The sequence below is a fragment of the Cohnella herbarum genome, from assembly GCF_012849095.1.
GTDB classification, from domain to species: Bacteria; Bacillota; Bacilli; order Paenibacillales; family Paenibacillaceae; genus Cohnella; species Cohnella herbarum.
The window spans coordinates 4636572-4660946 of record NZ_CP051680.1; the positions used below are offsets into that span (position 1 = coordinate 4636572).

At 44.0% G+C, this 24375-nt stretch carries 23 protein-coding genes; all 23 read right to left on the reverse strand.

Annotated features, from left to right (window positions below; all coding sequences use genetic code 11):
• Positions 1-175: 175 nt before the first annotated feature.
• Entirely contained in the window at positions 176-1090 is a 915-nt protein-coding gene (locus tag HH215_RS19770) for a YitT family protein (RefSeq protein ID WP_174887631.1), read from the reverse strand.
• Between the two features lie 35 nt (positions 1091-1125).
• Complete coding sequence (locus tag HH215_RS19775) at positions 1126-1929, reverse strand: hypothetical protein (RefSeq protein ID WP_169281459.1); 804 nt, start codon at positions 1927-1929, stop codon at positions 1126-1128.
• Positions 1930-2055: 126 nt separating this feature from the next.
• Positions 2056-3175, reverse strand: a protein-coding gene (gene prfB / locus HH215_RS19780) for a peptide chain release factor 2 (RefSeq protein ID WP_217362227.1) whose coding sequence is annotated in 2 segments (ribosomal slippage) — positions 2056-3096 and positions 3098-3175 — 1119 coding nt in all. Because the reading frame shifts where the segments join, the coding sequence is not laid out codon by codon here.
• Positions 3176-3210: 35 nt separating this feature from the next.
• Entirely contained in the window at positions 3211-5724 is a 2514-nt protein-coding gene (secA, locus tag HH215_RS19785) for a preprotein translocase subunit SecA (protein WP_169281460.1), read from the reverse strand.
• 229 nt (positions 5725-5953) lie between these two features.
• On the reverse strand, positions 5954-6358 hold the full coding sequence (locus HH215_RS19790; protein WP_169281461.1) for a hypothetical protein: 405 nt from the start codon (positions 6356-6358) through the stop codon (positions 5954-5956).
• Positions 6359-6620: 262 nt separating this feature from the next.
• The gene (gene hpf / locus HH215_RS19795) at positions 6621-7184 is read right to left on the reverse strand and encodes a ribosome hibernation-promoting factor, HPF/YfiA family (RefSeq protein WP_169281462.1); all 564 of its coding nucleotides are present in this window, start codon (positions 7182-7184) and stop codon (positions 6621-6623) included.
• A 219-nt stretch (positions 7185-7403) separates the two neighbouring features.
• On the reverse strand, positions 7404-7601 hold the full coding sequence (locus HH215_RS19800) for a cold shock domain-containing protein (protein WP_115993872.1): 198 nt from the start codon (positions 7599-7601) through the stop codon (positions 7404-7406).
• Positions 7602-7742: 141 nt separating this feature from the next.
• Positions 7743-8915, reverse strand: coding sequence for a UDP-4-amino-4,6-dideoxy-N-acetyl-beta-L-altrosamine transaminase (gene pseC / locus HH215_RS19805; RefSeq protein WP_254450152.1), 1173 nt, complete (start codon positions 8913-8915; stop codon positions 7743-7745).
• A gap of 18 nt (positions 8916-8933) precedes the next feature.
• On the reverse strand, positions 8934-10013 hold the full coding sequence (locus HH215_RS19810; protein ID WP_169281463.1) for a nucleoside-diphosphate sugar epimerase/dehydratase: 1080 nt from the start codon (positions 10011-10013) through the stop codon (positions 8934-8936).
• A gap of 47 nt (positions 10014-10060) precedes the next feature.
• Positions 10061-11008 carry a dTDP-glucose 4,6-dehydratase gene (locus HH215_RS19815; RefSeq protein ID WP_169281464.1) on the reverse strand — a complete coding sequence of 316 codons (948 nt, stop codon included), beginning with the start codon at positions 11006-11008 and terminating at the stop codon, positions 10061-10063.
• A 60-nt stretch (positions 11009-11068) separates the two neighbouring features.
• The gene (locus HH215_RS19820; RefSeq protein WP_169281465.1) at positions 11069-11794 is read right to left on the reverse strand and encodes an SDR family NAD(P)-dependent oxidoreductase; all 726 of its coding nucleotides are present in this window, start codon (positions 11792-11794) and stop codon (positions 11069-11071) included.
• Positions 11791-13035, reverse strand: a complete 1245-nt coding sequence (locus HH215_RS19825) for an ANL family adenylate-forming protein (protein ID WP_169281466.1) — start codon at positions 13033-13035, stop codon at positions 11791-11793. Before HH215_RS19825 ends, HH215_RS19820 begins: the two co-directional genes overlap by 4 nt.
• Positions 13036-13038: 3 nt before the next feature.
• Positions 13039-13233 carry an acyl carrier protein gene (locus tag HH215_RS19830; RefSeq protein ID WP_169284483.1) on the reverse strand — a complete coding sequence of 65 codons (195 nt, stop codon included), beginning with the start codon at positions 13231-13233 and terminating at the stop codon, positions 13039-13041.
• 53 nt (positions 13234-13286) lie between these two features.
• On the reverse strand, positions 13287-13826 hold the full coding sequence (pseH, locus tag HH215_RS19835) for a UDP-4-amino-4,6-dideoxy-N-acetyl-beta-L-altrosamine N-acetyltransferase (protein ID WP_169281467.1): 540 nt from the start codon (positions 13824-13826) through the stop codon (positions 13287-13289).
• A 31-nt stretch (positions 13827-13857) separates the two neighbouring features.
• Positions 13858-14658, reverse strand: coding sequence for a formyltransferase family protein (locus HH215_RS19840; protein ID WP_169281468.1), 801 nt, complete (start codon positions 14656-14658; stop codon positions 13858-13860).
• Positions 14655-15974, reverse strand: a complete 1320-nt coding sequence (locus HH215_RS19845; RefSeq protein WP_169281469.1) for a DUF4910 domain-containing protein — start codon at positions 15972-15974, stop codon at positions 14655-14657. The genes HH215_RS19840 and HH215_RS19845 overlap by 4 nt, the downstream gene beginning before the upstream one ends.
• Before the next feature lie 34 nt (positions 15975-16008).
• Entirely contained in the window at positions 16009-17061 is a 1053-nt protein-coding gene (pseI, locus tag HH215_RS19850) for a pseudaminic acid synthase (protein WP_375140454.1), read from the reverse strand.
• 1 nt (position 17062) lies between these two features.
• Positions 17063-18136 carry a UDP-2,4-diacetamido-2,4,6-trideoxy-beta-L-altropyranose hydrolase gene (gene pseG, locus HH215_RS19855; RefSeq protein WP_169281470.1) on the reverse strand — a complete coding sequence of 358 codons (1074 nt, stop codon included), beginning with the start codon at positions 18134-18136 and terminating at the stop codon, positions 17063-17065.
• The gene (locus HH215_RS19860) at positions 18133-18861 is read right to left on the reverse strand and encodes a cytidylyltransferase domain-containing protein (RefSeq protein ID WP_169281471.1); all 729 of its coding nucleotides are present in this window, start codon (positions 18859-18861) and stop codon (positions 18133-18135) included. Before HH215_RS19860 ends, pseG begins: the two co-directional genes overlap by 4 nt.
• Before the next feature lie 937 nt (positions 18862-19798).
• Positions 19799-20800 carry a CatB-related O-acetyltransferase gene (locus HH215_RS36890; protein ID WP_310735489.1) on the reverse strand — a complete coding sequence of 334 codons (1002 nt, stop codon included), beginning with the start codon at positions 20798-20800 and terminating at the stop codon, positions 19799-19801.
• Between the two features lie 93 nt (positions 20801-20893).
• Positions 20894-22282: a sugar phosphate nucleotidyltransferase gene (locus tag HH215_RS19870; RefSeq protein WP_169281472.1), complete on the reverse strand. Its 1389-nt coding sequence runs from the start codon at positions 22280-22282 to the stop codon at positions 20894-20896.
• Between the two features lie 13 nt (positions 22283-22295).
• Positions 22296-23237, reverse strand: coding sequence for a GDP-L-fucose synthase family protein (locus HH215_RS19875; protein WP_169281473.1), 942 nt, complete (start codon positions 23235-23237; stop codon positions 22296-22298).
• A 52-nt stretch (positions 23238-23289) separates the two neighbouring features.
• Positions 23290-24375 carry a GDP-mannose 4,6-dehydratase gene (gene gmd, locus HH215_RS19880; RefSeq protein WP_169281474.1) on the reverse strand — a complete coding sequence of 362 codons (1086 nt, stop codon included), beginning with the start codon at positions 24373-24375 and terminating at the stop codon, positions 23290-23292.

A 24375-nucleotide genomic window follows, 5' to 3' on the forward strand; every position in this document is an offset into this window, starting at 1 on the left:
TGGCAAAACCATCCTCATTGTACCTAATAACGAACGGGAATGAAAGCTAGGATTATAGCCAAGCGGCTATGCTTTTTAAGGAAAAAAGAAGTCACCGATTGATAAGTTATGTATTATTATACATTCAAAGTATTATTTATTCAATGGTCCGATTCAAAAATAAAGCTGATTATTACTATAGATGCCGTTCGTCATGAAACCCTTCCCCCAACACTTCCGCCGCGTTGGTAATAATGACGAATGCATCCGGATCCGCATCCCGGACAAGCAGCTTCAATCGCACCACTTCATTCTGTCCGACCACCGCCAGCAAGACGGGACGGTCATCGCCCGTATATCCGCCGACTCCATGCAGTCTTGTAAGCCCCCGGTCTAATTCATGCAAGATCGCGTTCGATACCAAGTCCGGATGTTTGGAAATAATGAACGCCGCCTTGGAATTCTCGAACCCCGTTTGGATGAGGTCGATCGTTTTGCTCGTTGCGAATAATCCAATTAGCGCATACAGCGCATTCTCGAGAGAGATGAACAATCCTGCGGAGAGAATAACGAGTCCGTCCAATAAGGCGACCGCAAGACCGATTCGAATCCCGATCAAGCGTTGAAGAATCTGAGCCGCCACGGACAGTCCGCCCGTCGAGCCCCTCCCTCGGAAGACTAGCCCCAGACCAAGCCCGACTCCAAGCCCTCCATATAAGGAACCGAGCAGCGGATCATGGGTCGGAGGCGTCCAGTTAGAGGTTAATAATACGAATAATGGCAGCACGACCGAACCCACCGCCGTCTTAACCGCGAACGGCCTGCCCAATACGACAACGCCGGCGATGAAGAACGGAATATTGAGCGCCCATTGCGAATAAGCAGGGGGAACGTCCGCTAACGTATCGAGAATGACGGAAATGCCCGACACGCCGCCCGAAGCGATCTGATTGGGCAGCAGAAACAAATTAAAACTAGCCGCCACAATGAAGCTTCCGAGCAGCATAAGGAAATAACTGAAAACCATCCTCAAACGCGGCGTAAGCTTGGGCTTTGCCCTTTTGCTCGATAATGTCGGTATGGATCTATTCGGGTTATCGCTTCCAGTCATCCGTTCTCCTCATCTCCCGCATCTACGCCAAGCGATCATGCTTTACAATTTCCGCAGCCTGCAAACACTTTAATAGAACCGACGTCCCGTGATAATTCTCTTCCCAGCAAGGCTCCGTCGAATGAAATTTGTTTCTGCTCTCCCGGTCTGATTCTTTCAGGGGTATAAGTGATATAAGTTTTCGTATCGCCACCAATAAGAGTTCCATTTGAATCATAAAAGTACACGACGAATTGCAGTTTTGACGTGTCCACATTTAAGGTAGAAGAATTACCGAATTCGGCATCGATTTTCAACAGAGTATTTCCCGGATCCGCATCCTCGAATCGATAACTCGTGCTTAGTGTATCCAGATTTGTATAAGGAACGCTCGCACCTTCCTCCTTAACCAAATCGAAAGTAATCTCGCTTGAACCAAAATCCTCGCGGAAGTTAATTTCGCTAAGGTAAACGGTACCGGCCACATGAGCAACTTCCCCCGGAGCTAACGTGCGACGCGTTACAAACCCAAACCCCTCGTCCGAGGAAATTCGGGAATCCGACGTATCGTACGTATCGTTTATTGCGCCGATAATCGTGATCGGAAAATCATGAGGATTGGTTATCGTTAACGCTTTAGCGAAATACACCCTCTCACTGTCACCTTGCGGCGTTTCCCCCGTGCTAGTATATCCATAAATACTTTCGCCTTGTTCTATGATTTCAACTGAAGGCTTGACTGCAATTACGGGTTTTGGAGCAGGCGCAACTTCCTCGCTTTTGTTCATGAACATGACATATAAAATCGCAATGATAATGAGAGCCAATAAAAACAAATTGAATTTCCAAATCCTGCTCACTTATGTTCCCCTTTTCTACTCGATGTAACATTCTCCTATTTAGTTATAGTCGGTAATGATCTTCGAGTAAAGAAAAAAACTTCCCGCACCGGATAGGTGCGAGAAGCGTCGTGAATCGCTATGTGTTTATTGGACTTCCTGCTTAATCTGATGACGTAAGTAACCGTCGATAAAGGAATCTAGATCGCCGTCCATTACCGCGCCGATATTACCCGTTTCCACGGAAGTACGGTGATCCTTGACCATGCTGTACGGGTGGAAAACGTAGGAGCGGATCTGGCTGCCCCATGCGATATCCATCTGTTCTCCACGAACCTCGGCCAATTCCTTCTGCTGCTCCTGAATCTTGAGCTCGTATAGCTTGGACTGGAGCATCTTCATCGCCTTATCGCGGTTCTGAATCTGCGAACGCTGCGTTTGGCAAGCGACGACGATCCCCGTCGGTAAATGCGTAATCCGAATCGCGGAATCCGTCTTGTTGATGTGCTGTCCGCCCGCACCGCTAGCGCGGTACGTATCGACTCGCAAATCCTCGGTACGGATTTCGATCTGGATATCGTCATTGATCTCCGGCACGACATCGCAAGATACGAATGAAGTATGCCGTCTGCCCGAAGCGTCGAACGGAGATATCCTAACCAGTCGGTGCACGCCTTTCTCCGCCTTGAGGTAGCCGTAGGCGTTGTGGCCTTTGACAAGGATCGTTACGCTCTTGATCCCCGCTTCGTCGCCCGGAAGATAATCGAGCAGTTCAACCTTGAAGCCGCGCTTCTCGGCCCATCTCGTATACATCCGGTACAACATTTGCGCCCAATCCTGAGACTCGGTACCCCCGGCACCCGGATGCAGCTCCAGGATGGCGTCGAGTTTGTCGTACGGTTGGTTTAACAGCAACTGAAGCTCGAAGGAATCGACTTTGGCCGTTAACCCCGTGACGCTCTCCGACCATTCCGTCGCCATCGATTCGTCCGCTTCTTCTTCAAGAATCTCGAGCATATCCAGCAAGTCCTGGCATTCGTTCGCCAAACCCTCGAATTGATCGACGATCGCTTTGATCGCGTTCATCTCGCCGATGACGGTTTGCGCTTTCTCGTTGTCGTCCCAGAAGTTCGGATCGCTCATTTTCACTTCGTAGTTCTCGATCTGTTCTTTCTTCAGATCTAAGTCAAAGGGACCCCCTGAGTTGCTGAAGTCGCTTCGCGTTCCCACGAAGATCTTGCTTAACGGATACGTCTAGCTCGAACATGTTGAAATCACCTCATAAAATCTTGTGCTTGCGAATCAGTCTATGCGACCGTGGCACAATTTGTATTTCTTGCCGCTACCGCATGGGCACGGATCGTTACGGCCTACAGCGCTGGCGCTGCGGGTCTTAGGTTTCTTAGGCGCTTCCTCGGCTTTCGAATCGACCGCTTGGCCTTCCGCTACCGCTTCGCGCTTAGGCGTCGTCTGAACTTGAGCTCTCATGATGTACATCGTGATCTCTTCTTCGATCCGTTCGATCATGGAGAGGAACATGTTATGTCCTTCGAATTGGTATTCGCGAAGCGGATCGTTACCGCCGTACGCCCTGAGATGAATCCCTTGACGAAGGTGATCCATCGAATCGATGTGATCCATCCATTTGCTATCTACGGCGCGGAGAACGACGACCTTCTCGAATTCGCGCATCGTTTCCATACCGATCGATTCTTCGCGCTCATCGTACAGCTTATCGACTCCCTCGACGAGAAACTCGATAATTTCTTCTTTTTCCTTGCCCCACAGATCATCTTTGCTTAACCGGTCTTCCGGCAAGAAATGTTGATGAGCATAAGTGACGAGGCTATCCATATCCCAATCTTCGGGAACGTCGTTATCCGAACAATGGCTGTCCACCGCGCGGGTGATGACGGAACGAATCATGCCCGTAATTACGTCGCGGATGTTGTCCGAATTCAGGATCGCGCGGCGGTCTCCGTAGATTTTCTCCCGTTGCAGGTTGATGACGTCATCGTACTGAAGCACGATGCGGCGGGTGTCGAAGTTGTTGCCTTCGACGCGCTTCTGCGCGGATTCGATCGCGCGCGAGATCAGCTTGCTCTCGATCGGAGAATCCTCGTCGAAACCGAGGCGCTCCATCATGCCCATAATATTGTCCGCTCCGAAACGGCGCATCAGCTCGTCTTCCATCGACAGATAAAATTGCGACGAACCTTGGTCCCCTTGGCGACCCGCGCGTCCGCGCAATTGGTTATCGATCCGGCGGGATTCGTGGCGTTCCGTTCCCATGATATGAAGGCCGCCGACTTCGGCTACGCCCTCTCCAAGATGGATATCCGTACCGCGACCGGCCATATTGGTCGCGATCGTAACGGTGTTATATTGACCGGCGTTGGAGATAATCGCGGCTTCCTCGGCATGGTACTTGGCGTTCAATACTTGGTGAGCGACGCCTTTTTTCTTAAGCATATCCGAGATGCGCTCGGAATTCTCGATCGATACGGTACCCACGAGGACGGGTTGTCCCGTCGAATGCCGTCTTACGATTTCTTCGACGACCGCGCGGTACTTGCCGTTCTCGGACTTGTAGACAACGTCCGGAATGTCGTTACGGATCATCGGACGGTTCGTCGGCACTTGGATAACGTCCAAGCCGTAGATCCGTTTGAACTCCTCTTCCTCGGTTTTCGCAGTACCGGTCATGCCGGCAAGCTTGCCGTACATCCGGAAGTAGTTCTGGAAGGTGATCGTGGCGAGCGTCATGCTCTCGTTCTGAACCGTGAGCTGCTCCTTCGCTTCGATCGCTTGATGCAGACCTTCGCTATAGCGACGGCCGGCCATCAAACGTCCGGTAAACTCATCGACGATAATAACTTCGTCTTCTTGAACGACGTAGTCGACATCGCGTTTCATAATATATCTAGCACGTAGCGCTTGATTGACGTGGTGGTTAAGCGTCACGTTGTCATGCGCGAATAAGTTCTCGATGTTAAAAGCGCGTTCTACCTTCGTAACCCCTGCTTCGGTTAGGGCTACGCTGCGCAATTTGATATCGACTGTGAAATCCTCGGTATCGGTAAGCCGGCTAACCAAACGATCGGCGGCGTAATAGAGCTCCGTCGATTTCTGGGCTTGGCCGGAAATAATGAGCGGAGTCCGTGCTTCGTCGACGAGAATGGAATCCACTTCATCGATGATCGCGTAGTGAAGCGGACGCTGCACCATTTGTTCCTTATAAAGAACCATGTTATCGCGCAAATAATCGAACCCGAATTCATTGTTCGTACCGTAAGTAATATCGCACGCGTAAGCGGCTTGTTTCTCTTCATGGGAAAGCCCGTGAAGGTTACAGCCGACCGTCATGCCAAGGAAGGAATAGATTTGTCCCATAAGTGCGCTATCGCGTTGCGCCAAATAGTCGTTGACCGTGATAACGTGTACGCCTTCGCCTTGCAGCGCATTTAAGTACACGGACAAGGTACCGACGAGCGTCTTCCCTTCACCGGTTCTCATCTCGGCGATCTTGCCGTGATGCAGAACCATGCCCCCGATTAACTGTACGTCGAAATGGCGCATGTTCAGCGTGCGCTTGGAAGCTTCCCTTACGACTGCGAACGCCTCTGGAAGAATGTCATCCAAGGACTCGCCTTTGGCGATGCGGCCACGGAATTCATCCGTCTTCGCGCGAAGCTGATCGTCGCTCAGCGGGGTGATTGATGACTCCAAACCGTTAATCTGTTCAACGGTTTTAAGGAGCCGTTTCACCTCACGTTCATTAGCATCTCCGAATATTTTTTTGACAAGTCCCAACATATAGGATGTACCCCTCTCTCTCGCGGGTCTAACAACATCTTCTCATTTTATCAGTTTGGGGAAATTGGGGCAAGGAAGGGAATCTGGAAATGGAAGGAGGTTAAGAAAAACAACAATAATGCGGGTTTTGGGTACAAAAAAAACTGCCGCATAGGGAGCAGAAGCTTCTTGGTTCGGCAGTATTTATTTGGTTATGAAATTGCGATGGAGAACGCTTGCCGTAGTTGCTTTATGTGGTCCGTTGCATTTTCCGGATAATCGTTTCTTGCTCTAAAGAATGAAGAGCTAACGTTTCTAGTACTCGATCGTGTCTGCCTTGACCAGATTTCAATTCTGCGACGTCCTCTTTCAGGACGGCTACGTCTGTCTTCAGAACGGCGACGTCCTCTTTCAGTACCGCAACGTCCTCTTTCAGTACTGCAACATCCTCTTTCAGTACCGCAACATCCTCTTTCAGTACCGCAACGTCCTCTTTCAGTACTGCAACATCCTCTTTCAGTACTGCAACATCCTCTTTCAGTACTGCGACGTCTTCTTTCAGTACTGCGACATCCTTTTGAATCCCGGTAATTTTCGCATCCATGACTTCAACGACATGTTTAATTGCCAACAAGATTTCCTTCGTTTCATCCATTGGACCAGCTCCTTAAAAGAATTATAACAGATGCGGACAAATGAAGTGAACAGAAAAAGCCGCCCAATTCTCCGATTAGGAGAACGAGCGGCGTGTGCTTCACGTCCGTGATATCTAACTAGATTGATCGTATCATGATTTAGATGGTTAAGCAATATTTTCGGGTATAACCCCTTCAGCTCATTACCTATGCAGTTCGAACGATTATACAATTCGCAAAAAAGCCCCGGCTATGAGCGGCCGAGGCTTACGTTTTATTAGTTTATTCAGCGGATTCGATTAACCCGTACTTCCCGTCATTCCGACGATACACGACACTGACTTCCTTCGACTCCGTATTGGCGAATACATAGAAGTTATGACCTACCAGATTCATTTGGAGAATCGCTTCTTCCACGTCCATCGGCTTCAGATTGAATCTCTTCGTCCTTACGAGCTCGAGGTCGTCCTCTTCATCCCTGGCAAGCGTCGTAACTCCGCTGCCATTGCCGAAGTCTTCCTTAAAGAGAGCTCTTGCCGATCCGGCTTCACGGAAATTGCGATTAATTTTCGTTTTGTGTTTGCGAATTTGGCGTTCGAGTTTGTCCACTACAAAGTCAATCGATGCGTACATGTCCTCGCGTTTCTCCTCCGCCCGCAATAGCGCTCCTGGAAGAGGGATCGTAACCTCGATGGCTTGTTGGCCTTTCGTAACGCTTAGGGTTACATTTACATCAGATTGGGGAGGTGCTTCAAAATATCGCTCCAGTCGACTCAGCTTCTTCTCCACATACTCTCGAAGAGCATCTGTCACTTCCAAACGCTGACCACGAATGTTGTATTTCATGGGGCACTCCTCCTTTGCATGACTCTATGATAACACACACTGGGCTGACGTTTCAAAACATTCCAAAAATAAATTTGAATTATCAGAATATTTGACTAAATTGTTACGATGGTGGAGCTTTAAAATAAAAAACCCTGGATTTCTCCAGGGCACGTGGCAAACATTGCTACATGTAATCCACATCTTGTATGATTGTTCGACGCGGATGCGCCGGAATGATTACACTCTAGTAACGTTAGCTGCTTGAGGGCCTCTAGCTCCTTGAACGATATCGAATTCAACCGTTTGGCCTTCTTCAAGAGCTTTGTAACCGTCCATTTGAATAGCGGAGAAGTGAACGAACACGTCGCCACCTTGCTCTGTTTCAATGAAGCCGTAACCTTTTTCCGCGTTAAACCATTTAACTTTACCTTGCATGTGTTAAACATTCCCTTCATATTCAAATGACGTTAGACGTAAGCATTTATGCCTAGCCCACATTTCGAATATAACATCAGGTAAAGATTGGTGTCAATGATTTTTTGTAAGCGGATACAGAGTGTGCTCGTAAACGATTATTTATCCTCGTAAGACTTCTTTAATCGCATATATGACATCTTGTACGTCATCGTCAGTCATTCCCGGAAAAAGCGGTAGACACATCGCTTCCTCGTAATATGCTTCGGCGTGTAAGCATTGTTTCTGCTCATATCCGAGATCCCTATAATACGGTTGATTATAGACGGGAATATAATGAACATGAACCCCGATATTGCGACTACGCAGCTCCTCAAAAGCTTTCGCTCGATCCGTTCCTTGATTCCACCTGATGACATATAAATGCCAACTAGACTCCGCTGCAGGATGTTGATACGGAATCGTAATACCTTCGTTTTCCGAGAATGCTTGATTGTATTGTGCAGCAATTTCTCTACGTCGTGCAACGAAACGATCGAGCTTGTCCATCTGAGAAACGCCTAGCGCAGCTTGGATATCCGTCATTCTGTAGTTGTAGCCTAAAGTTTGCATTTCATAGTACCAGGGTCCGTCATTACGCTCCATCTGCTCAGGTTCTTTCGTAACCCCATGACTGCGGAACATCAATAACCGATTCCTATACTCTTCGCTATTCGTTGCAATGACGCCTCCTTCACCCGTAGTGATATGCTTAACGGGATGAAAGCTAAACATCGTCATGTCCGCTAGTGATCCGACTTTTCGACCTCCGAAAGAGGCTCCAATCGAATGCGCGGCATCTTGTATGAGCACCAAGCCGTGATCATGCGCAAGCATTGACAATCGGTCTGTTTCCGCCGGTTGCCCGCTAAAATCCACAGCTATGATTGCTTTAGTTTTAGGGGTGATTTTACGGGCGACCTCATCCGGATCAATATTATAAGTGTCAGGACGGATATCCGCGAATATCGGAGTTCCGCCGGAATACAACACGCAGTTACTACTTGCCACGAATGTGATCGGCGTTGTAATAACCTCATCCCCGGGCGCGATTCCCGCCGCGAAACAAGCCCCGTGTAATGCCGCTGTTCCATTACAGAAGGCTACGACATATTTCGCCCCAACGTGTTCCGCTATTTTACGTTCAAACCGCTCAATAGAAGGGCCTTGCGTAATGAAGTCACTTCTTAAAACGTTAACGACGGCTTGGATGTCATCCTCATCAATGGATTGCTTGCCGTAGGGAAGAAAAGACGTTCTTTTCGGACGGTGATGGCAGTGCAACAGTTTTACCACCTCTCTAGTATCGTAGAATCACTTTAAGGCTATAACTTCATTTAATATATTAGTTAATTTGAGATATCCATTGGTATTCAAGTGATCGTAGTCGGCAAAGTAATTGTAATTAAAGTCAGAGCTATCATATAAATCGATCATTTGAAAATCAAACTGCTGCTGAATTCCCCAAACTATATTCTTAAACTCATCCGCTTTTTTATCACCAAATCCAATTCGGTACTCCTTAAGCTGAGGACTGATAATAACTATAGGTTTTATCTCATTTTCACTAAGTAAAGATAAATACTTAGAAAGTATTTCGATGTTTTCCTCTACGGTTTCCTTATAACTCCTATTTGAATGTCTACGACCAAGTTCTTCCCTAGCTATCTCTAAATTTTGACCAACTCTAAAACAAGAAGTATCATCGACTTCCTTCAACTGAAACAAAGATTTTAACTCATGAATTTCACGCATAAAGGTTTCACAATGTTGGTCTGCTAATATAAATCTATCTAAAGAATGTTCTTTAATTTTATCTCGAATCAAATTCAATCTGCTGTATAAACCAACTAATGATCTCGATGGTTGGTTTATAAAATTACTTTTGAATAAATCATAATCAAAGCTATAGTAGGCCAAACCGATAACTGCCGTCTTTGGTTTGAAATTATATTCTTTACAACGGTCCAGATAAGATTCCAGCCAACAGTAATCCATGAACAAATCTTGAGAAGGTGCAGCAAGATTTGCTGCGGGTTGTGCTAACTGATGGCTCAAGATTCCCTTAGCATACGAAAGTCCAGTAATTGTTGTTTTATAGAGTTCTTCGGGTATATTGTTATGCATTACAAAATCAACAGCCGGAAGAATCTTAAATTCCTCTACACCGAGCGTTACTAGCTGCTTACTTATCTCGGAAAAAGCTGAACTAGCAACTAGAATATAATCATAATCTAGTTGAACAGCATGAAGCGGAGGAAGTACCTTCATGCCTTTATACAATTGTCCCGCCTGATAACTATCAGTATAAGCAACGATAATAACATCTTCCTTAAGATGATGAAGCACACGATTGCATCCACTTCCGATGCCATAAATAATAACTTTTTTCATATCTTTCTTTAGACCTCATCGAGAAATAAAAAGCATATCCGTTTCTACTAAATCAGATTGGTCATACGAATCCAATCTTCCGTTCTTCGAATTCCCTCTTCCAATGTGACTTCCGGATTCCAACCAAGAAGGTGATTCGCTTTTTCATAGCTACATAGAAGCTTTTGGATCTCGCTTTGCGGGTGAATATGCTCAATATGAGCAATTCGGGCTTTATCCCCGACGATGAGCTCCGCTAGATCATTAATTGTAATGTCGCGACCTAAACCCGCATTCACGATCTCACCGTTGACTTGATCGGAATACCCCGCTTCTACGACGAAACGCGCGCAATCTTCCACATACAGCAAATCCCGGGTTTGCTTACCCTCGCCATAAATATTGAGAGTTTTGCCCGCCAGCTTGTTTTTGATGAAAATCGCGACTACCCCGCCCTCCCCGCCCGTCTTCTGGAACGGACCGTAGGTGTTGAAAGGCCGGATGACGACCGTCGGAAGCCCATAAGCGTAATAATAGGATAGCACCATGTTCTCTGCGGCAATCTTAGCGCCTGCGTAAGGAGAAGCAGGTTTAATCGGATGAGCTTCGGTAATGCCCGTATCATCGTTGCAACGGTCATAAACCATGCATGTGCTCATGAAGACGACTTTGACTCGATGCTTGCGACATTGCTCAAGAATATAGAACGTGCCGATCGTATCGTTATTAAAGGTCGTACGGGGATTATCGATTGAATCCTGTACGTTGATTGACGCGCCTAGGTGATAACATATATCGAACGAATTCGTAGCAAATAGATCAGCTAATAAAGTCTCGTCCAGCAATGAACCATGTACGAAGGATTTAAGACCGGGATGGCTACTGAACTCTTCGATATTTACTTCGCGTCCGTTGGATAGATCATCAAGTATCCAGACGGCATGCCCATCGTCTAGCAACCTCTTGACAACCCATCTTCCGATAAATCCGGCTCCGCCGGTGAGTAGGATGTTCATTAGCTAACCAACCTTTCGAACTCTCATTTAGAATATATCAAATATATAGAAACACTTGTTCTAAATCGTGCCGTTATCTACATGTATAACCGTTCCCGTTATTGAACGCGACTTCTCCGAAAGCAAGAACAATACCGTATTTGCTACGCTTTCCACGTCCGTATCTCTTTTCAACGAAGTTCTTTTGTAAATACGATCCTTCTGTTCTGAAGTTAAAGAAGCGCTCATAGCCGTTTCCATGAATCCCGGAACTACGCAGTTGGATCGTATCCCCTTGCTGCCCCATTCCCTAGCAACATTAAGCGAAAATGCTTCTATTGCACCTTTGCTAGCCGCATACATGCTCAATCCCTTGTATCCCGTATGCGCGCTTACAGACGAGATATGTACGATAGACCCTTCAACGTGATTTAGCAGCATATCTCTTATTGCATACTTAGTTAGATTCATTGCGGAGAATACATTAACGTGAAACATTTTCTCCAATTGCTCCAAGTTCAGGTTGGAAACGATATCATCGTAAGCCGATGCCGAATTATTCACCAGTCCGTATATCGGTCCTATTTTGCGGATTTGCTGCATATACAACTGTTTGATTCCACTCGAGTCAGACAGATCGAAGGCTAGGCGTTTATATCTTTCGGGGTATTCTTCCATAAGCTTCTCGGACAGGTCCCCTGCCGATCGGCTGATCCCTATCACTCCATAGTCTGTTTCCGAGAGGATTTGGCTAACGGTCTTTTCCCCGAGCCCCTTGGAATCCCCCGTAACTATAATCCACTTCATTTTCTAGCCTTCTTTCCCGTTCTGGTAGTCAAAATTTCTTCCACGAACGTAATGATCCGAGGCACTTTCCATTCCTGCAATTGTAGCGATGCTGCCTGTTTGATCGTTTTTTTGAGATCTTTCTCTTCAAGACCATGTTCTTTCACGATATCCGCTACAAGAATCATGCCTGTTACGCTGTTTTCTTTGCCTTTCACCAGCGCTTCAACAACGCCCGGAACCTTCATCAATATGTTCTCGACTTCTATCGGATTTACTTTGTAACCGCCGACGTTAATAAGATCCGATTGACGCGATAGAAACTTGAAACTAAATCTATCAAGTTGCTCCACAAGGTCACCCGTATTAAACCATTCACCGTCCAATACCAAAGACTCTGATGCTCCCAACAGTGCCCGATGAATGAATAATTGGTTTTCTCTTATAGTTACAAAGGGACGAATCGATTCCGAGATATAGAATATATTGCCTCTAGCGACAAACAAGCTCCCCGCTTCCGTAGATGCATATATATTTCTAATTACAGCCCGAGGAAAGATTTGCTTGAATGCGCTCTCTAGAGCCGAATCATATTTTTCACCGCCGAATGCTATACTTCCTACGCTGGGATAGACTTGGTTATGAAAATAATGTATAGCATTTCTATAAAACGTAGCCGTGGCCGAAATATGCGTAATTGAGTACTTCTCTAATAACTGAGGATAGTTCTTGGGTTGCTCGTCAAAAAAATAAATCATCGTATTGCCGTTGAGCAGAGATTGGAAAAACACTTGCAATCCAGCCATATGGGTTGGGTTATAAGCAAACGCCCAGATAGCCCCATCAAACTTATCATTTACTTTAATATTCCTAGTTAACGTATTGAAGGTATGGCTTACCTTCTTTGGTCGACCGCTTGTACCAGAGGTATATAAGGTCAAAGTCCACTTTTTATTTTGTTTTATCCGATGGAACAAATCGTTCCTATCCATAACTCTAAGCTGGAGATCCACTTCAACAGTGACTGATAACATTGCCTTCTCTATACCGATGTTTTCGAGCTCTTGTTCTGAGAAGTCTCCATCCAGTAGTTCAAGGGAATAATCGTATACCAGGCTATGGATGATCGATAAGAATATATCATACGGCTCGTTATGTTCGATGTATAAGTAAGGGCTACAATGTCGTTTACTATTCAAATCCTCAATTAACTTGTTAAACGTATATTGATGCTCCCCGTGAACTAGAAAAATAGATTCCATAGGTTATTTCCCTTCAATCTGCGAAATGATCTCCCCGATCGTCTGTACAATGACGTTCTCGAAAATATCGACTTCAAACTCTGCTTCGATCCGAACCGTTAACTCGGCTAACATAAGAGAATCCATGTTTAAGTCGTCTCTTAAATGCATTGAACTTTCTATGCTGCTTATTTGTTGTCTGCCGGACTCCTCGAACATTTCATTTATAATTTTCAATAATCGGTTAATCGCAATCGCCTCCTGATGTTCATCTATTCCTCAAACCGGCCTTTATAATTCTTGAATAGCTTTGACTTCAGTTCCCACTGTGACTTAGTTAGCTCCATAACATAAACATCATGAAACCTTTGATACTTAAACACATGTTGTTGATAAACGCCAACATCTCGATATCCATGCAGCTTATGGATTTTCATGATGTTCTCGTTTCCTTCCATCACTTCAGCCGTAATTTTATTAAAATTCAGTTCATAAAATATATAATTATATAAGTAAGGGGGAATAATCCCCCCATATATTCCGTATTGCTCGTCTCCGATGTAGTAACCCCAGCTAGTCCTTTTATTCTTTTGGTCGATTCCGTTCAACGAAATTAAACCTACCAAAAGACCTTTAATTGATATAACCCAATACTTTTCCGAGTTTGATTGGGAAATTGTCTCATACCACTTTATCTGATTTTCTAAATTATACTCGATATCATTGTACATATATTGAGTGACAGCAGCTTTCGTTCTCCAACCTAGCACTTGTTCAAGGTGACATTCTTGCAACTTGACAAATTCTATCATGACATCCTCCAACTAATGGCTTAAATCGGATTTAAAATGCTTTAACCAAGTTCGGAGCATCCGGTGCGAACTCCCCGTTCAAATACCGATCTACGATATCATTGTCGAAGGTGTTGTAAATTAATCTGAGATGCTGCGGCATCCAATCCGCGGACATGAATAACTTGCCGTTGCTTCTCTGCGGAACTGCTACGATCTTCTGATTATTGCGAACAAGCTTGAGGATATGGATCAGATCCTCCGCGACTTGCTTTACAGCATTGCAAGCCACATCATGTATTCCTTCCCCTTGGCTTAATTGAGGTACTGAATGATGAATAATGGATCCACCGTCCAGCTTCGAGGTTAGATGATGGATAGTCATCCCCGCCCAGTTCGGCTTCAGGAAATAAAAAGGCCAGAACAGCGTCGTGTTGCCTCTATACCATGGGGAAAGACCTCCGTGGATGTTCCATGCGCGTTCGGGCAAAGCGGCCAGCATGTCGTCATTCAGCTTATGAATGCCATAACTGAGAACGGTTTCCGAATACATAGAGCCAACCCACTGAGCCGTCTCCAGACTATTCAATTGATCAATGGTTACTTGTTTAATAGGAATTCCCTTAAAGTAATCGAGCTTAATCACGCCAAATGATCTCTGCTCGGAAAGATCACGATCATGGAAATGCCTGATGAAGTTATTTCTATCTATTTCAGGCCAGCTTAAAGACGGACTTGGCACAAAATCCTCACGCTTCTCGACGAGTAATCCGCAAAGAAGGCCTTCGTCGTATAATCTCTTAGCGATATGCAAGTGCCTAGGGTGTGAGCCGGTCATGAAAATCGTAGTCATAATGAAACCCCCTTCTCAAAATATGGCCCATCGATTATCCCTTTTTGTGATAATAACTTAACATAGGGGAGGAGGCTTTCAATGCTGCATCGACATAGGTCAGCAATTTCAGTTAATAAGTGCTCTCCGTCCGCATAGTTAAGAAAGGTTAAGGTTCGATTTAACTGAACTCGATTATCTTCTATTTGATTATTCGATCGTACAAATGTCGTAGATGAGTTCATATCTGGGTACAAACCATGCTTATCTAGCTTTACCTCTCCATAAGGGAAACGATTAATGTAATATCCTTCTGCTTCATTCGCAAGGAGTATTTTTTCCAAGTCGTCCACGCTGTGCTGAAGAGCTTCAATTGTCATGGTTTCCTTAGTATCTAGCGAATTATGATAGCCAGGATATGCTCCATAAACCATTCGCGACATTTGCCCTACAGGAAGATTAAACCCCGGAGAGCAATATTGGCGTTCGTCTGATCCATGTTCAGGCGTAAAATGACGTGTGTTGCCTTGGAGAGACTCTTGGGCAAGCATTTGCTTCCATATCCTGTCAATTGGGTTGAATCCCGATCGGGAAAGCTTATAACTTAATGATTTTTCTCCACCCAGACACGTTAAAACAAGCCCAGCATGCAAGTTCTGCTTTAAGTGGTCTCCAAAACGATGTAAGTACGAAATACTCCCAATCGTTTCGGGTAAAAAGACAAATCGGTAAGTAAACCTGCGTTGTTGCCATTGTGCTATCCGCTTATACAGAAATGTTGCAACGAGAGGTCCACTTAGTTCATTATTGGCCAAAGAAGGATGACAAATATAGCTACTGATGAGCACCTCACGATCGCTCTTCCCAGGCAAAACAGAGTGTCCATAGTTCAGCTCACCTTGAATAAATGAACTATCGATAAATGCCTCATATTCGCCTTCCGGCAATGCTTCCAGCACTTCATGAGAAATACAAAACCCCCATCTTCTCTTGTAGTAAGAAGTCACATAAGGGATAGCCTTCGGAAGATGTGGAACGGTATACAAGTGCTTTTTCATTTCATCCAGAGACAACTTAACATGTATGGGTTCGCTATAGTTGACAATGTGTAAATTGGATACCTTAAAATCAGCAATCACATTGCCATGAGGATCCTTTAACCAAGCATCGCGGATAACCCACTCTTGCGGGATTTCCCAATCAAATACCCGAGTACCTGTGGGTACGGCAAAATTCTCAAGCGGGAGATGCTCTGTTAGCAATGAAAGGGTCTCACGGAGCCCTTCCCCCGTGATGCTTCGGCATATCGGAAATAAACTGTCGAACAATTGATCCATTTGTTGGAGTTCATGATTTTTGTCCATGTTCGGTTTAGAGCAACTCCCAAGAAAGAGGAGTTCCTTTCTTAATATCTTCTTTCGCGGATTTACCTAGAATTCGTTCCAAGTACTTGGTAGGAAGACCAAGCCCGGGACGAATCGCCCGAACGTTCTGTTCGTTAAATATATCCCCAGCCTTCATATTTTCAGCAATATATAAGGAACGTCTATATTTCAAAGAGTTTTTTTCCGCACCCGTAGCGCCATAAGAAATACGTCCAAGCGATTGCCATGCTCTTTCGGTCTCTATCGCAAGAGATCGAAATTCCTGCGGCTCCAATGAAAAGGTGGAATCCACTCCCCCATCTGCCCTGGAGAACGTGAAGTGCTTCTCGATCACGCTTGCACCCAAAACAACGCTAGCAACAGCCGCGCCAACTCCCATCGTGTGGTCGGATAGACCGACTTGGCATTGAAAGAGTTGTTCCATATGGGGAATAGTTGCCAGATTCGAATTGACGGGACTGGATGGGTAAGTGCTTGTACATTTTAACAAAATAAGGTTTGTACACCCTGCCTCCCGAGCAGTAATCACGGTTTCATGAAGTTCTGAAATGGAAGCCATCCCCGTAGAAATAATAAGCGGCTTCCCAGTTGACGCAGCTTTCCGGATCAATGGTAGATCCGTATTCTCGAATGAGGCGATTTTATACGCAGGAACATCTAAAGATTCTAAAAAATTGACTGCACTCGCGTCGAACGGAGTACTGAAAGCGAGTATTCCACGTTCTTTGCAGCGATCAAAGATTGGTTTGTGCCACTCCCAAGGGGTATACGCTTCCTCATATAGCTTATACAAAGAAGTTCCTTCCCATATGTTATTCGAGTCCGAAATAAAGAAATCGCCTTCGTGAACGTCCAATGTCATCGTGCTTGCTGTATATGTCTGAAGCTTGAGCGCATCGGCTCCTGCATCAGCCGCAGCGTCGACGATTGCCAGTGCACGATCCAAAGATTGGTTGTGATTGCCTGACATTTCAGCAATGAGAAACGGCTTATGGCCTTTACCTATTAAACGGCCTGCAATCGCGATGTCTTGAATCACTTTAAATTTCCTCCAATAGAGCTTCTAACACCCTGTTATATGCGGCTTCTGGCTGGCTTTCCATTAATGTAAGCCCGTTTAATCCCAACTTTAGCAGATCTTCAGGGATAGCAAGGGCATTAGATAATATATCGGCATAATGACCCGAATTTATTTGTTCATGCCATCCCATATTCCAGATGCAACCCGATGATTCTGCAAAACGTACGCCATCTCTTTGGTTATCCGCCACGATTGTTACGGCTGAAGGCAACCCAAGATAGCAACGCTCCCACATGGCGACTCCTCCTGATCCTAAGGCGAAGTCCGCTTGAGAGATGAAATCGTCCATGTTTTCCACTTGGACATGCAATTTGACATTGGGCATCTTTATGCAACTTTGCTCTAGCTCAAAGCGATTAGTATTAATTTGACCAATAATAATATCAACCCGCATGAAATTCAGGTCTATACCATAAAGCGCATCTAAGACCTTTGCTGTCTCATTCGTTGGGTCGCTCCCACCAAAAAAAACCAAAATTCTATTAACTTTGCCGTTTCTCTTCCTAAGTTTACGCCTTGACTCGTAAAAGGAAGGTTTAAGCAATAGATACTTCGGTCCCAAGAGTTGTATGCACTTCTCCGGAACTAGACCTGCATAACGCTTTTTGGTAATATCACTAATATTTTGATCCAATAACATATCTCCAATATGGGGGCGATCGGCTAGATCATCGATTATCAGCATGCGACCGACAATCGGTTTTATAACGCTTTCCCATTTCTCGTCTATGCCGTAATGATCCACAATAAACCAATCTGGTGGATTTAAGAAGCTTGTTATGATTTGTTTGGTAAACTCGGCGTCACTAGATACATTCGCGAAGTCTATAGGAGCTTCCGCTAGTATTCGGTATACTTGAAACCCACGAGATTCGATGTAGTCAGCCATATTGCCCTCTGTCATTCGACATATAAATACGACTTTGAATCCCGCACACCTCAAGCCATCTGCAATAATTAGACACCTCATTACATGACCGGTTCCTATTGCAAGAGAAGCATCCGCTCTTATGACTGCTATTCTTCTGTTCACCTTACCACCGGCTTTTGTTCAATATGTTTGTTTAATGCGGATACATCCGGATTCCTCAGTAAGTAATCTAAAACTTCACTAGATAAAACATCTTTCTGACCCGAAAATGCATTAGCAATCGCTAAACAAAGAGTATAGTCCTCCTCCGTATCCATGGTAACGCGAAGCTCAGGATACTGTAAATCGCTCGGCACTTGGACCATCGTTTGAGTAAATTGATCAGCGAACTCATATGCATAATAGGTAACATGCTCACGATGTCGTAGTTCATGGCCAATTTCATATATTTTCTTTAGCGCCGACATCGAGATCATCTCAACTGCTAGCCCACGCGGGAGGTTTCCTTTTAATACCGCAAAATCTGTTGGGTTATCTGTCATTGTTTCTACAAAAATACTAGCAAGACGATAATCGACAAAAGGGCAATCCGATGTTACACGGATCACATAGTCTGGATCGTACAATAATGAACACTCATAGAAGCGCGCAAGAACATCCTCCTCGGAACCCCTGAAACAAGAAACCTTATGTTGGTCGCACCAGGCCACTATCCGATCATCAGAAGGTAGCGTGGAAGTTGCAACTACCACTTCCTCTACGTTCGGAATCAGTCTGCAGCGATGAACTACATAATCTAGAACACAACTTTCTCCAAGAGGAAGCAGTATTTTACCCGGAAGTCGAGTTGACCCCATTCTTGCTTGTATGATAACGATAGTTTTCACTATTTTGTCCCTTTCCCACTATCAATTTAATCGAAATGCAAATATACTATAAATCCATTGAGCGTGATTTTTTATCTAGACGCTTTCCCATCTTAGTTCTATTAATAACATCCTTTCTGGAAATAAGAAAGGCTAAAATGACGTGCAGGCAAAGCGTATACTTTCACCTCTGAATCGATATTATCAACTACCTAATCACCCCATATTCCGCATGAATAAAATAGTAATTTTCATATACCCGGCAGGGATTGACCCGGAGGTATGGCGATGGCAAGTGAATCCCTTGTTCCTGTCCATGCGGGACCAAGTGGGCTTAATACTGCGTTATGCAGTAAGCTCCGCGTCGAGCGTATAGTGAACAAAATGGCCCATTGGGGTCTAGCTCAATGGAAGCAATCACCCGCCGCTTGTCAAAGCGTTTATCATCAACGCATTGTGTGCCAGGCGACCGCTCTACCGGGTCGAGGAATTCTAAGCCGATCTGGACGTCTAGAATTTGCTTAGGGCGTATGTAACTGCGCAGTCATTTAACTTGTACAGTGCATTGCGTTCTGTAAGGATATTAAATGAGTAGCACTTTAACGCGAAGGCCGGGCGAGAGCTTGTAATCGTTGCGATTGCTTCGATGAGTTTCACAGAATCCACCGTGATAAAACTGCTTATGCAACCGAACGAAAGGTCGTGCTTACCTATAGATGGTTGGTCGATAATATCGTCTCCACTACCTTGAATCCATAAGAACTAATCTAAAAAACGATTCAACAACCTCACATAAGTGTGGTTCCTGAATCGTGCATTGCAATTACTCAAATTGTCCTTATCTTATTGCTTCAAAAAGTTCACCTGTTCCATCAGGTCGTTAACCGCTTCCGGTATTCATGCAAGAATCGCAACACTCAAGTAAGTCAGCTTGCCAAACGCGCACCGTCTCCCCCCCTTAAAGTACCTCTCGGTTAAAAACATGTATATCTGAGGAGCGCAATCCTTCCACTCCTCCCACCTCCACCTCGCCCTCGGAGAAGTATTGAAAAAATTTATTCGGGTGCTTTAGAAAGTCTGACATAGATGCGATCTTTTCATCTAACCAATCCCACCATTTTACACGATTTAAGATGCTAATTTCCTCAGGACTAAATCGATACTTAATTACTTTGGCAGGTACTCCACCAACTATTGCGTAGTCTGGAACATCCTTAGTTACGACCGCCCCGGCTGCAATAATTGCTCCATTACCTATCTCTACAGAGGGTAAGATAATTGTTCCTGCACCGATCCACACATCATTCCCAATTACGACCCTCTCGTTTTTTGTATTAGACTCCCAATCACCCGAAAGGATTTTTTTTTCTAGCAGATCATTAGGAATTCCATTTCCAATTGTTTTACCTGAATAATATAGAAATGGATGTGTCGAAATTAAAGTAGTAGGGTGATTAGCCATGCCAATTAGAGAATGTTCATTTATTGAACAAAAAGCACCTATACTTGCAATAAGAGCGCCAGGATAGCAATGCTTGTCAGCGCCATAGCTATACTTTCCTATTCTTACGTCATTAACCACTCGTTCTGAGCGTGCTTCCTTGCTTATCAACTGATGGCTTTCTAGGGTTGTGCAAAAATCAATACTTTCTCTATATCCCATATCTAATAATTGACTTGAAATCACATCATAATGCATGCTTGCAATAAGAATAAACAAATTATCTCCTTTTTCTCTTATTAGTACACCCGGCTGCTTAATAGCTGTCCCCATAATAAAAGTTCCATGTCTAGAGTGATCATTATCTACAAAATAGGCTACAGGAATGGATAAAAGTCTTAATGCCGAAAGGGTCATTTTCCCTCCTTTTCCAGTTCCGAATATTACTATTTTTTTATTTGCAATGTTGCTTTCTATTTCAAATAGGTTTTCAATAATGCTCGTTAAAATTTTAACCACTACTTTCCAATATCAGATGTAGACAAGTAGAGTAATTCAATATCTATCGACTCAATATGCTAAAAAATGTAATCAAATTGTCTGACCTGAAAATCAAAGAGGCCTAATCGCATGATCTAGCTCAACGCGTTGAATTATCTGATCCCAATCCATAAATTCACGATGAATATCTTCCTCTATTAATTCCCGACCCATTTGTACTTCGATGAGTTCCAAATCGGAAATTGCTTTTATCGCATGTCGGGTTCCGGGAGTAATCGTAATCGAGAAACCTGGACTAACTAGTCGACGTACTTCGTTTATCACGCATTCTCCATTTCCTGTATAAACCGTCCAAATTTCCGTCCTATCGTAATGTACCTGATAGCTGAGATTTTTACCTTTATGTATTCCGATGCGTTTCGTTAAAACCTCATGGCCACTATCGTTTTTTGCATAATCTAAAATACGATACCACCCCCACAAGCGTTCTTCATACATCGGCCGCTGCTGTATATCGCTAATCATGAGCTTAAGTCGTGAGCTAGCATCCTTATCCGCTACTAAAATCCCGTCAGGACTTGCTGCAACAATAGCATTAGTTATTCCCATTACCTTAATAGGAATGTCTAATTCATTAATTATATGTGTATTCACGCAATCATTGCTAAGGCCGCCCTTACCTAATACCGGCTTCCGAAACTCCTCCGATAATGCAACCCATGTACCAAGGTCTTTCCATGATCCTTCATACGGCAGTACAACTATATTTTCTGTTTTTTCTACGACTTCAAAATCAAAGCTGATTTTCGGAAGACTATTATAATTATCTGAAATCCATTGGTAATCTAACTTAATTCCCTTACAGTGCAAAACATTGAGCAAAAATTTCTGACGAAAAGCAAATACTCCGCAGTTCCATAATGATTGACTAGCTATAAGTTCAGAGGCTAGCCGTTCCTCCGGTTTTTCCACAAAATACTTAACCTTAGAATAATTACTTGTCGATTCTCCTTCCACCGGCACGATATACCCATAATTTTCGGATGGATGCGATGGCTTTACTCCAAGTAAAGCCAAATCAGCCGTAGAACTATTGAGTACTTCATTCATTTCCAAAATTTTTTGAAAATACGAGTAATCAACAAAAGGATCTACTGGTAAAACGCAGATTATTTCCTCTGAATCTATCTTCTCGATGTCCTTCAGATAAAGAACCGCTAACGCGATTGCGGGAAAAGTATCCCTACGTTCCGGTTCCAGAATAATCGGCACTTCAGATCCTAATTGGCTTCTTAACATATCAGTTTGAATTTTATTCGAAGCAATATATGAGATTCTGTCCAATCCAAATGAACTCAACTGTCGCCAAACTCTTTGGACCATCGATTCCATTCCGCCTTCACCGTCATCCAACACTTTGAGAAACTGCTTTGAACGAGCATCGTTAGACAATGGCCAAAGGCGTTTTCCAGATCCCCCGGACAGCAATATTAGCTTCATAATTTAATCCCTTCTAATCGTCGTTACGAGAAATGAACCATTCGTACGTCTGACGAATGCCTGCCTCTAACGGAGTCGTTGCTTTCCATCCTAGTCGATTTATCGAAGATACATCCAATTGCTTCCTCGGTGTACCGTCAGGCATGCTACTATTAAATTTAATGTCACCCTTGTAGCCTACAATGTTCTTTACAGTATTAGCCAACTCTGCAATTGTGATATCTTCGCCGGTTCCAATATTCACGTGCGTCCCGATCTCCTGCCACCCGAAGTTCTCCATGAGAAACACGCATGCATCCGCTAAATCATCTACGTAGAGAAATTCCCTTCTGGGCTTACCAGTTCCCCATACTTCAACGAATGGTAGATTAGCGCGCTTGGCTTCATGAAACTTTCTTAGAAGCGCTGGAAGCACATGAGAATTACTTAAATCGAAGTTATCATTAATTCCATATAAATTGGTGGGCATAACGGCTAAGAAATTCGTGCCGTATTGTCGATTATATACTTCACACATTTTTATGCCCGATATCTTTGCAATAGCATAAGGTTCATTTGTAGGTTCCAATAATCCCGTTAACAAATACTCTTCTTTAATAGGTTGTTGCGCGAATTTGGGATAGATACATGAACTACCCATAAAGAGAAGCTTCTTGACATTATTTTCTTTACCTGCGTTAATCACATTCGTCTGTATTGCTAGATTGTCATACATAAAAGTTGCAGGATACGTATTATTAGCTCCTATTCCGCCTACTTTTGCTGCGGCAAGAAATACATATTCCGGTTTTTGATTATTGATAAATCGATTAACCGCATGTTGATCTCGTAAATCGAGTTCCTGACTTGAACAAGTTATGATGTTACTATATTCTGAAGCTTCTAGTCTTCTCCTAATAGCTGAACCCACTAACCCTCGATGTCCAGCAATATAGATTCTAGAATCTTTTTGCATTGAGCATTCTCCTGAATCAATCTAATAATGTCAGTAAAGTTTCCAGACGTTATTATTCGAAATAATTTTTCGTTTGAAACCCTTCCTGCTTCATAACAAGTTCTTTCTTAGCTCCACCAAAATCTGACATAACCATCATTTTAACCAATTCTTCAAAAGTCACCTTGGGTGTCCAACCTAGCTGGGCTTTGGCTTTAGACGGATCTCCTAACAGTAACTCTACCTCAGTTGGTCGAAAATATCTGGCATCAATCTCAACTAACACCTCTCTAGTTAATGAATTGATCCCTTTTTCATTAATCCCATGGCCTTCCCAGGAAATTGGGATGTCAACCTCTTTAAATGCTGCTTCGACAAAGCTCCTCACCGAGTAAGTTCTTCCAGTAGCAATTACGAAGTCTTCCGGATTCTGTTGTTGAAGCATCAACCACATAGCCTCTACGTAATCACCGGCAAATCCCCAATCTCTCTTTGCATCCAGGTTCCCTAAGTAAATGTTTTTTTGAAGTCCAAGTTTAATTCTCGATACTGCACGTGTAATTTTCCGGGTTACAAAAGTTTCTCCTCTCAATGGAGATTCATGATTAAACAAGATACCATTACAAGCAAACATATTGTAAGCCTCTCTATAATTGACCGTGATCCAATAAGCGTAAATTTTCGCTGCGGCATATGGGCTACGAGGATAAAAAGGGGTCTTCTCACTTTGCGGAACTTCTTGAACTTTACCATACAATTCACTTGTAGACGCTTGGTAAAACTTCACCTTTTCTGAAAGTCCGAGTATTCGGATTGCCTCAAGAAGTCTCAAAGTACCCAAAGCATCCGAATTTGCCGTATATTCTGGTGTTTCAAATGAAACCTGCACGTGACTTTGCGCTGCTAAATTGTATATTTCATCAGGTTGAACTTCTTGTACAATACGAATTATATTCGTGGAATCTGTCAAATCTCCATAGTGTAAGATTAAACGAACATTCTCCTCATGTGGATCTTGGTACAAGTGATCAATTCGATCCGTATTGAAGGAGGAAGACCTGCGTTTAATACCATGAACTTCATAACCCTTTTCAAGCAAAAATTCCGTTAAATAGGCTCCATCTTGACCCGTTACGCCAGTTATTAATGCACGTTTCAA

Excerpts from the sequence above, each read along its gene's own strand:
- HH215_RS19770 (WP_174887631.1), bottom strand. The coding sequence starts at position 1,090 with ATGACTGGAAGCGATAACCCGAATAGATCCATACCGACATTATCGAGC.
- secA (WP_169281460.1), bottom strand. The coding sequence starts at position 5,724 with ATGTTGGGACTTGTCAAAAAAATATTCGGAGATGCTAATGAACGTGAG.
- HH215_RS19790 (WP_169281461.1), bottom strand. The coding sequence starts at position 6,358 with ATGGATGAAACGAAGGAAATCTTGTTGGCAATTAAACATGTCGTTGAA.
- hpf (WP_169281462.1), bottom strand. The coding sequence starts at position 7,184 with ATGAAATACAACATTCGTGGTCAGCGTTTGGAAGTGACAGATGCTCTT.
- HH215_RS19800 (WP_115993872.1), bottom strand. The coding sequence starts at position 7,601 with ATGCAAGGTAAAGTTAAATGGTTTAACGCGGAAAAAGGTTACGGCTTC.
- HH215_RS19810 (WP_169281463.1), bottom strand. The coding sequence starts at position 10,013 with ATGAAAAAAGTTATTATTTATGGCATCGGAAGTGGATGCAATCGTGTG.
- HH215_RS19815 (WP_169281464.1), bottom strand. The coding sequence starts at position 11,008 with ATGAACATCCTACTCACCGGCGGAGCCGGATTTATCGGAAGATGGGTT.
- HH215_RS19820 (WP_169281465.1), bottom strand. The coding sequence starts at position 11,794 with ATGAAGTGGATTATAGTTACGGGGGATTCCAAGGGGCTCGGGGAAAAG.
- HH215_RS19825 (WP_169281466.1), bottom strand. The coding sequence starts at position 13,035 with ATGGAATCTATTTTTCTAGTTCACGGGGAGCATCAATATACGTTTAAC.
- HH215_RS19830 (WP_169284483.1), bottom strand. The coding sequence starts at position 13,233 with ATGTTCGAGGAGTCCGGCAGACAACAAATAAGCAGCATAGAAAGTTCA.
- pseH (WP_169281467.1), bottom strand. The coding sequence starts at position 13,826 with ATGATAGAATTTGTCAAGTTGCAAGAATGTCACCTTGAACAAGTGCTA.
- HH215_RS19840 (WP_169281468.1), bottom strand. The coding sequence starts at position 14,658 with ATGACTACGATTTTCATGACCGGCTCACACCCTAGGCACTTGCATATC.
- HH215_RS19845 (WP_169281469.1), bottom strand. The coding sequence starts at position 15,974 with ATGGATCAATTGTTCGACAGTTTATTTCCGATATGCCGAAGCATCACG.
- HH215_RS19870 (WP_169281472.1), bottom strand. The coding sequence starts at position 22,282 with ATGAAGCTAATATTGCTGTCCGGGGGATCTGGAAAACGCCTTTGGCCA.
- HH215_RS19875 (WP_169281473.1), bottom strand. The coding sequence starts at position 23,237 with ATGCAAAAAGATTCTAGAATCTATATTGCTGGACATCGAGGGTTAGTG.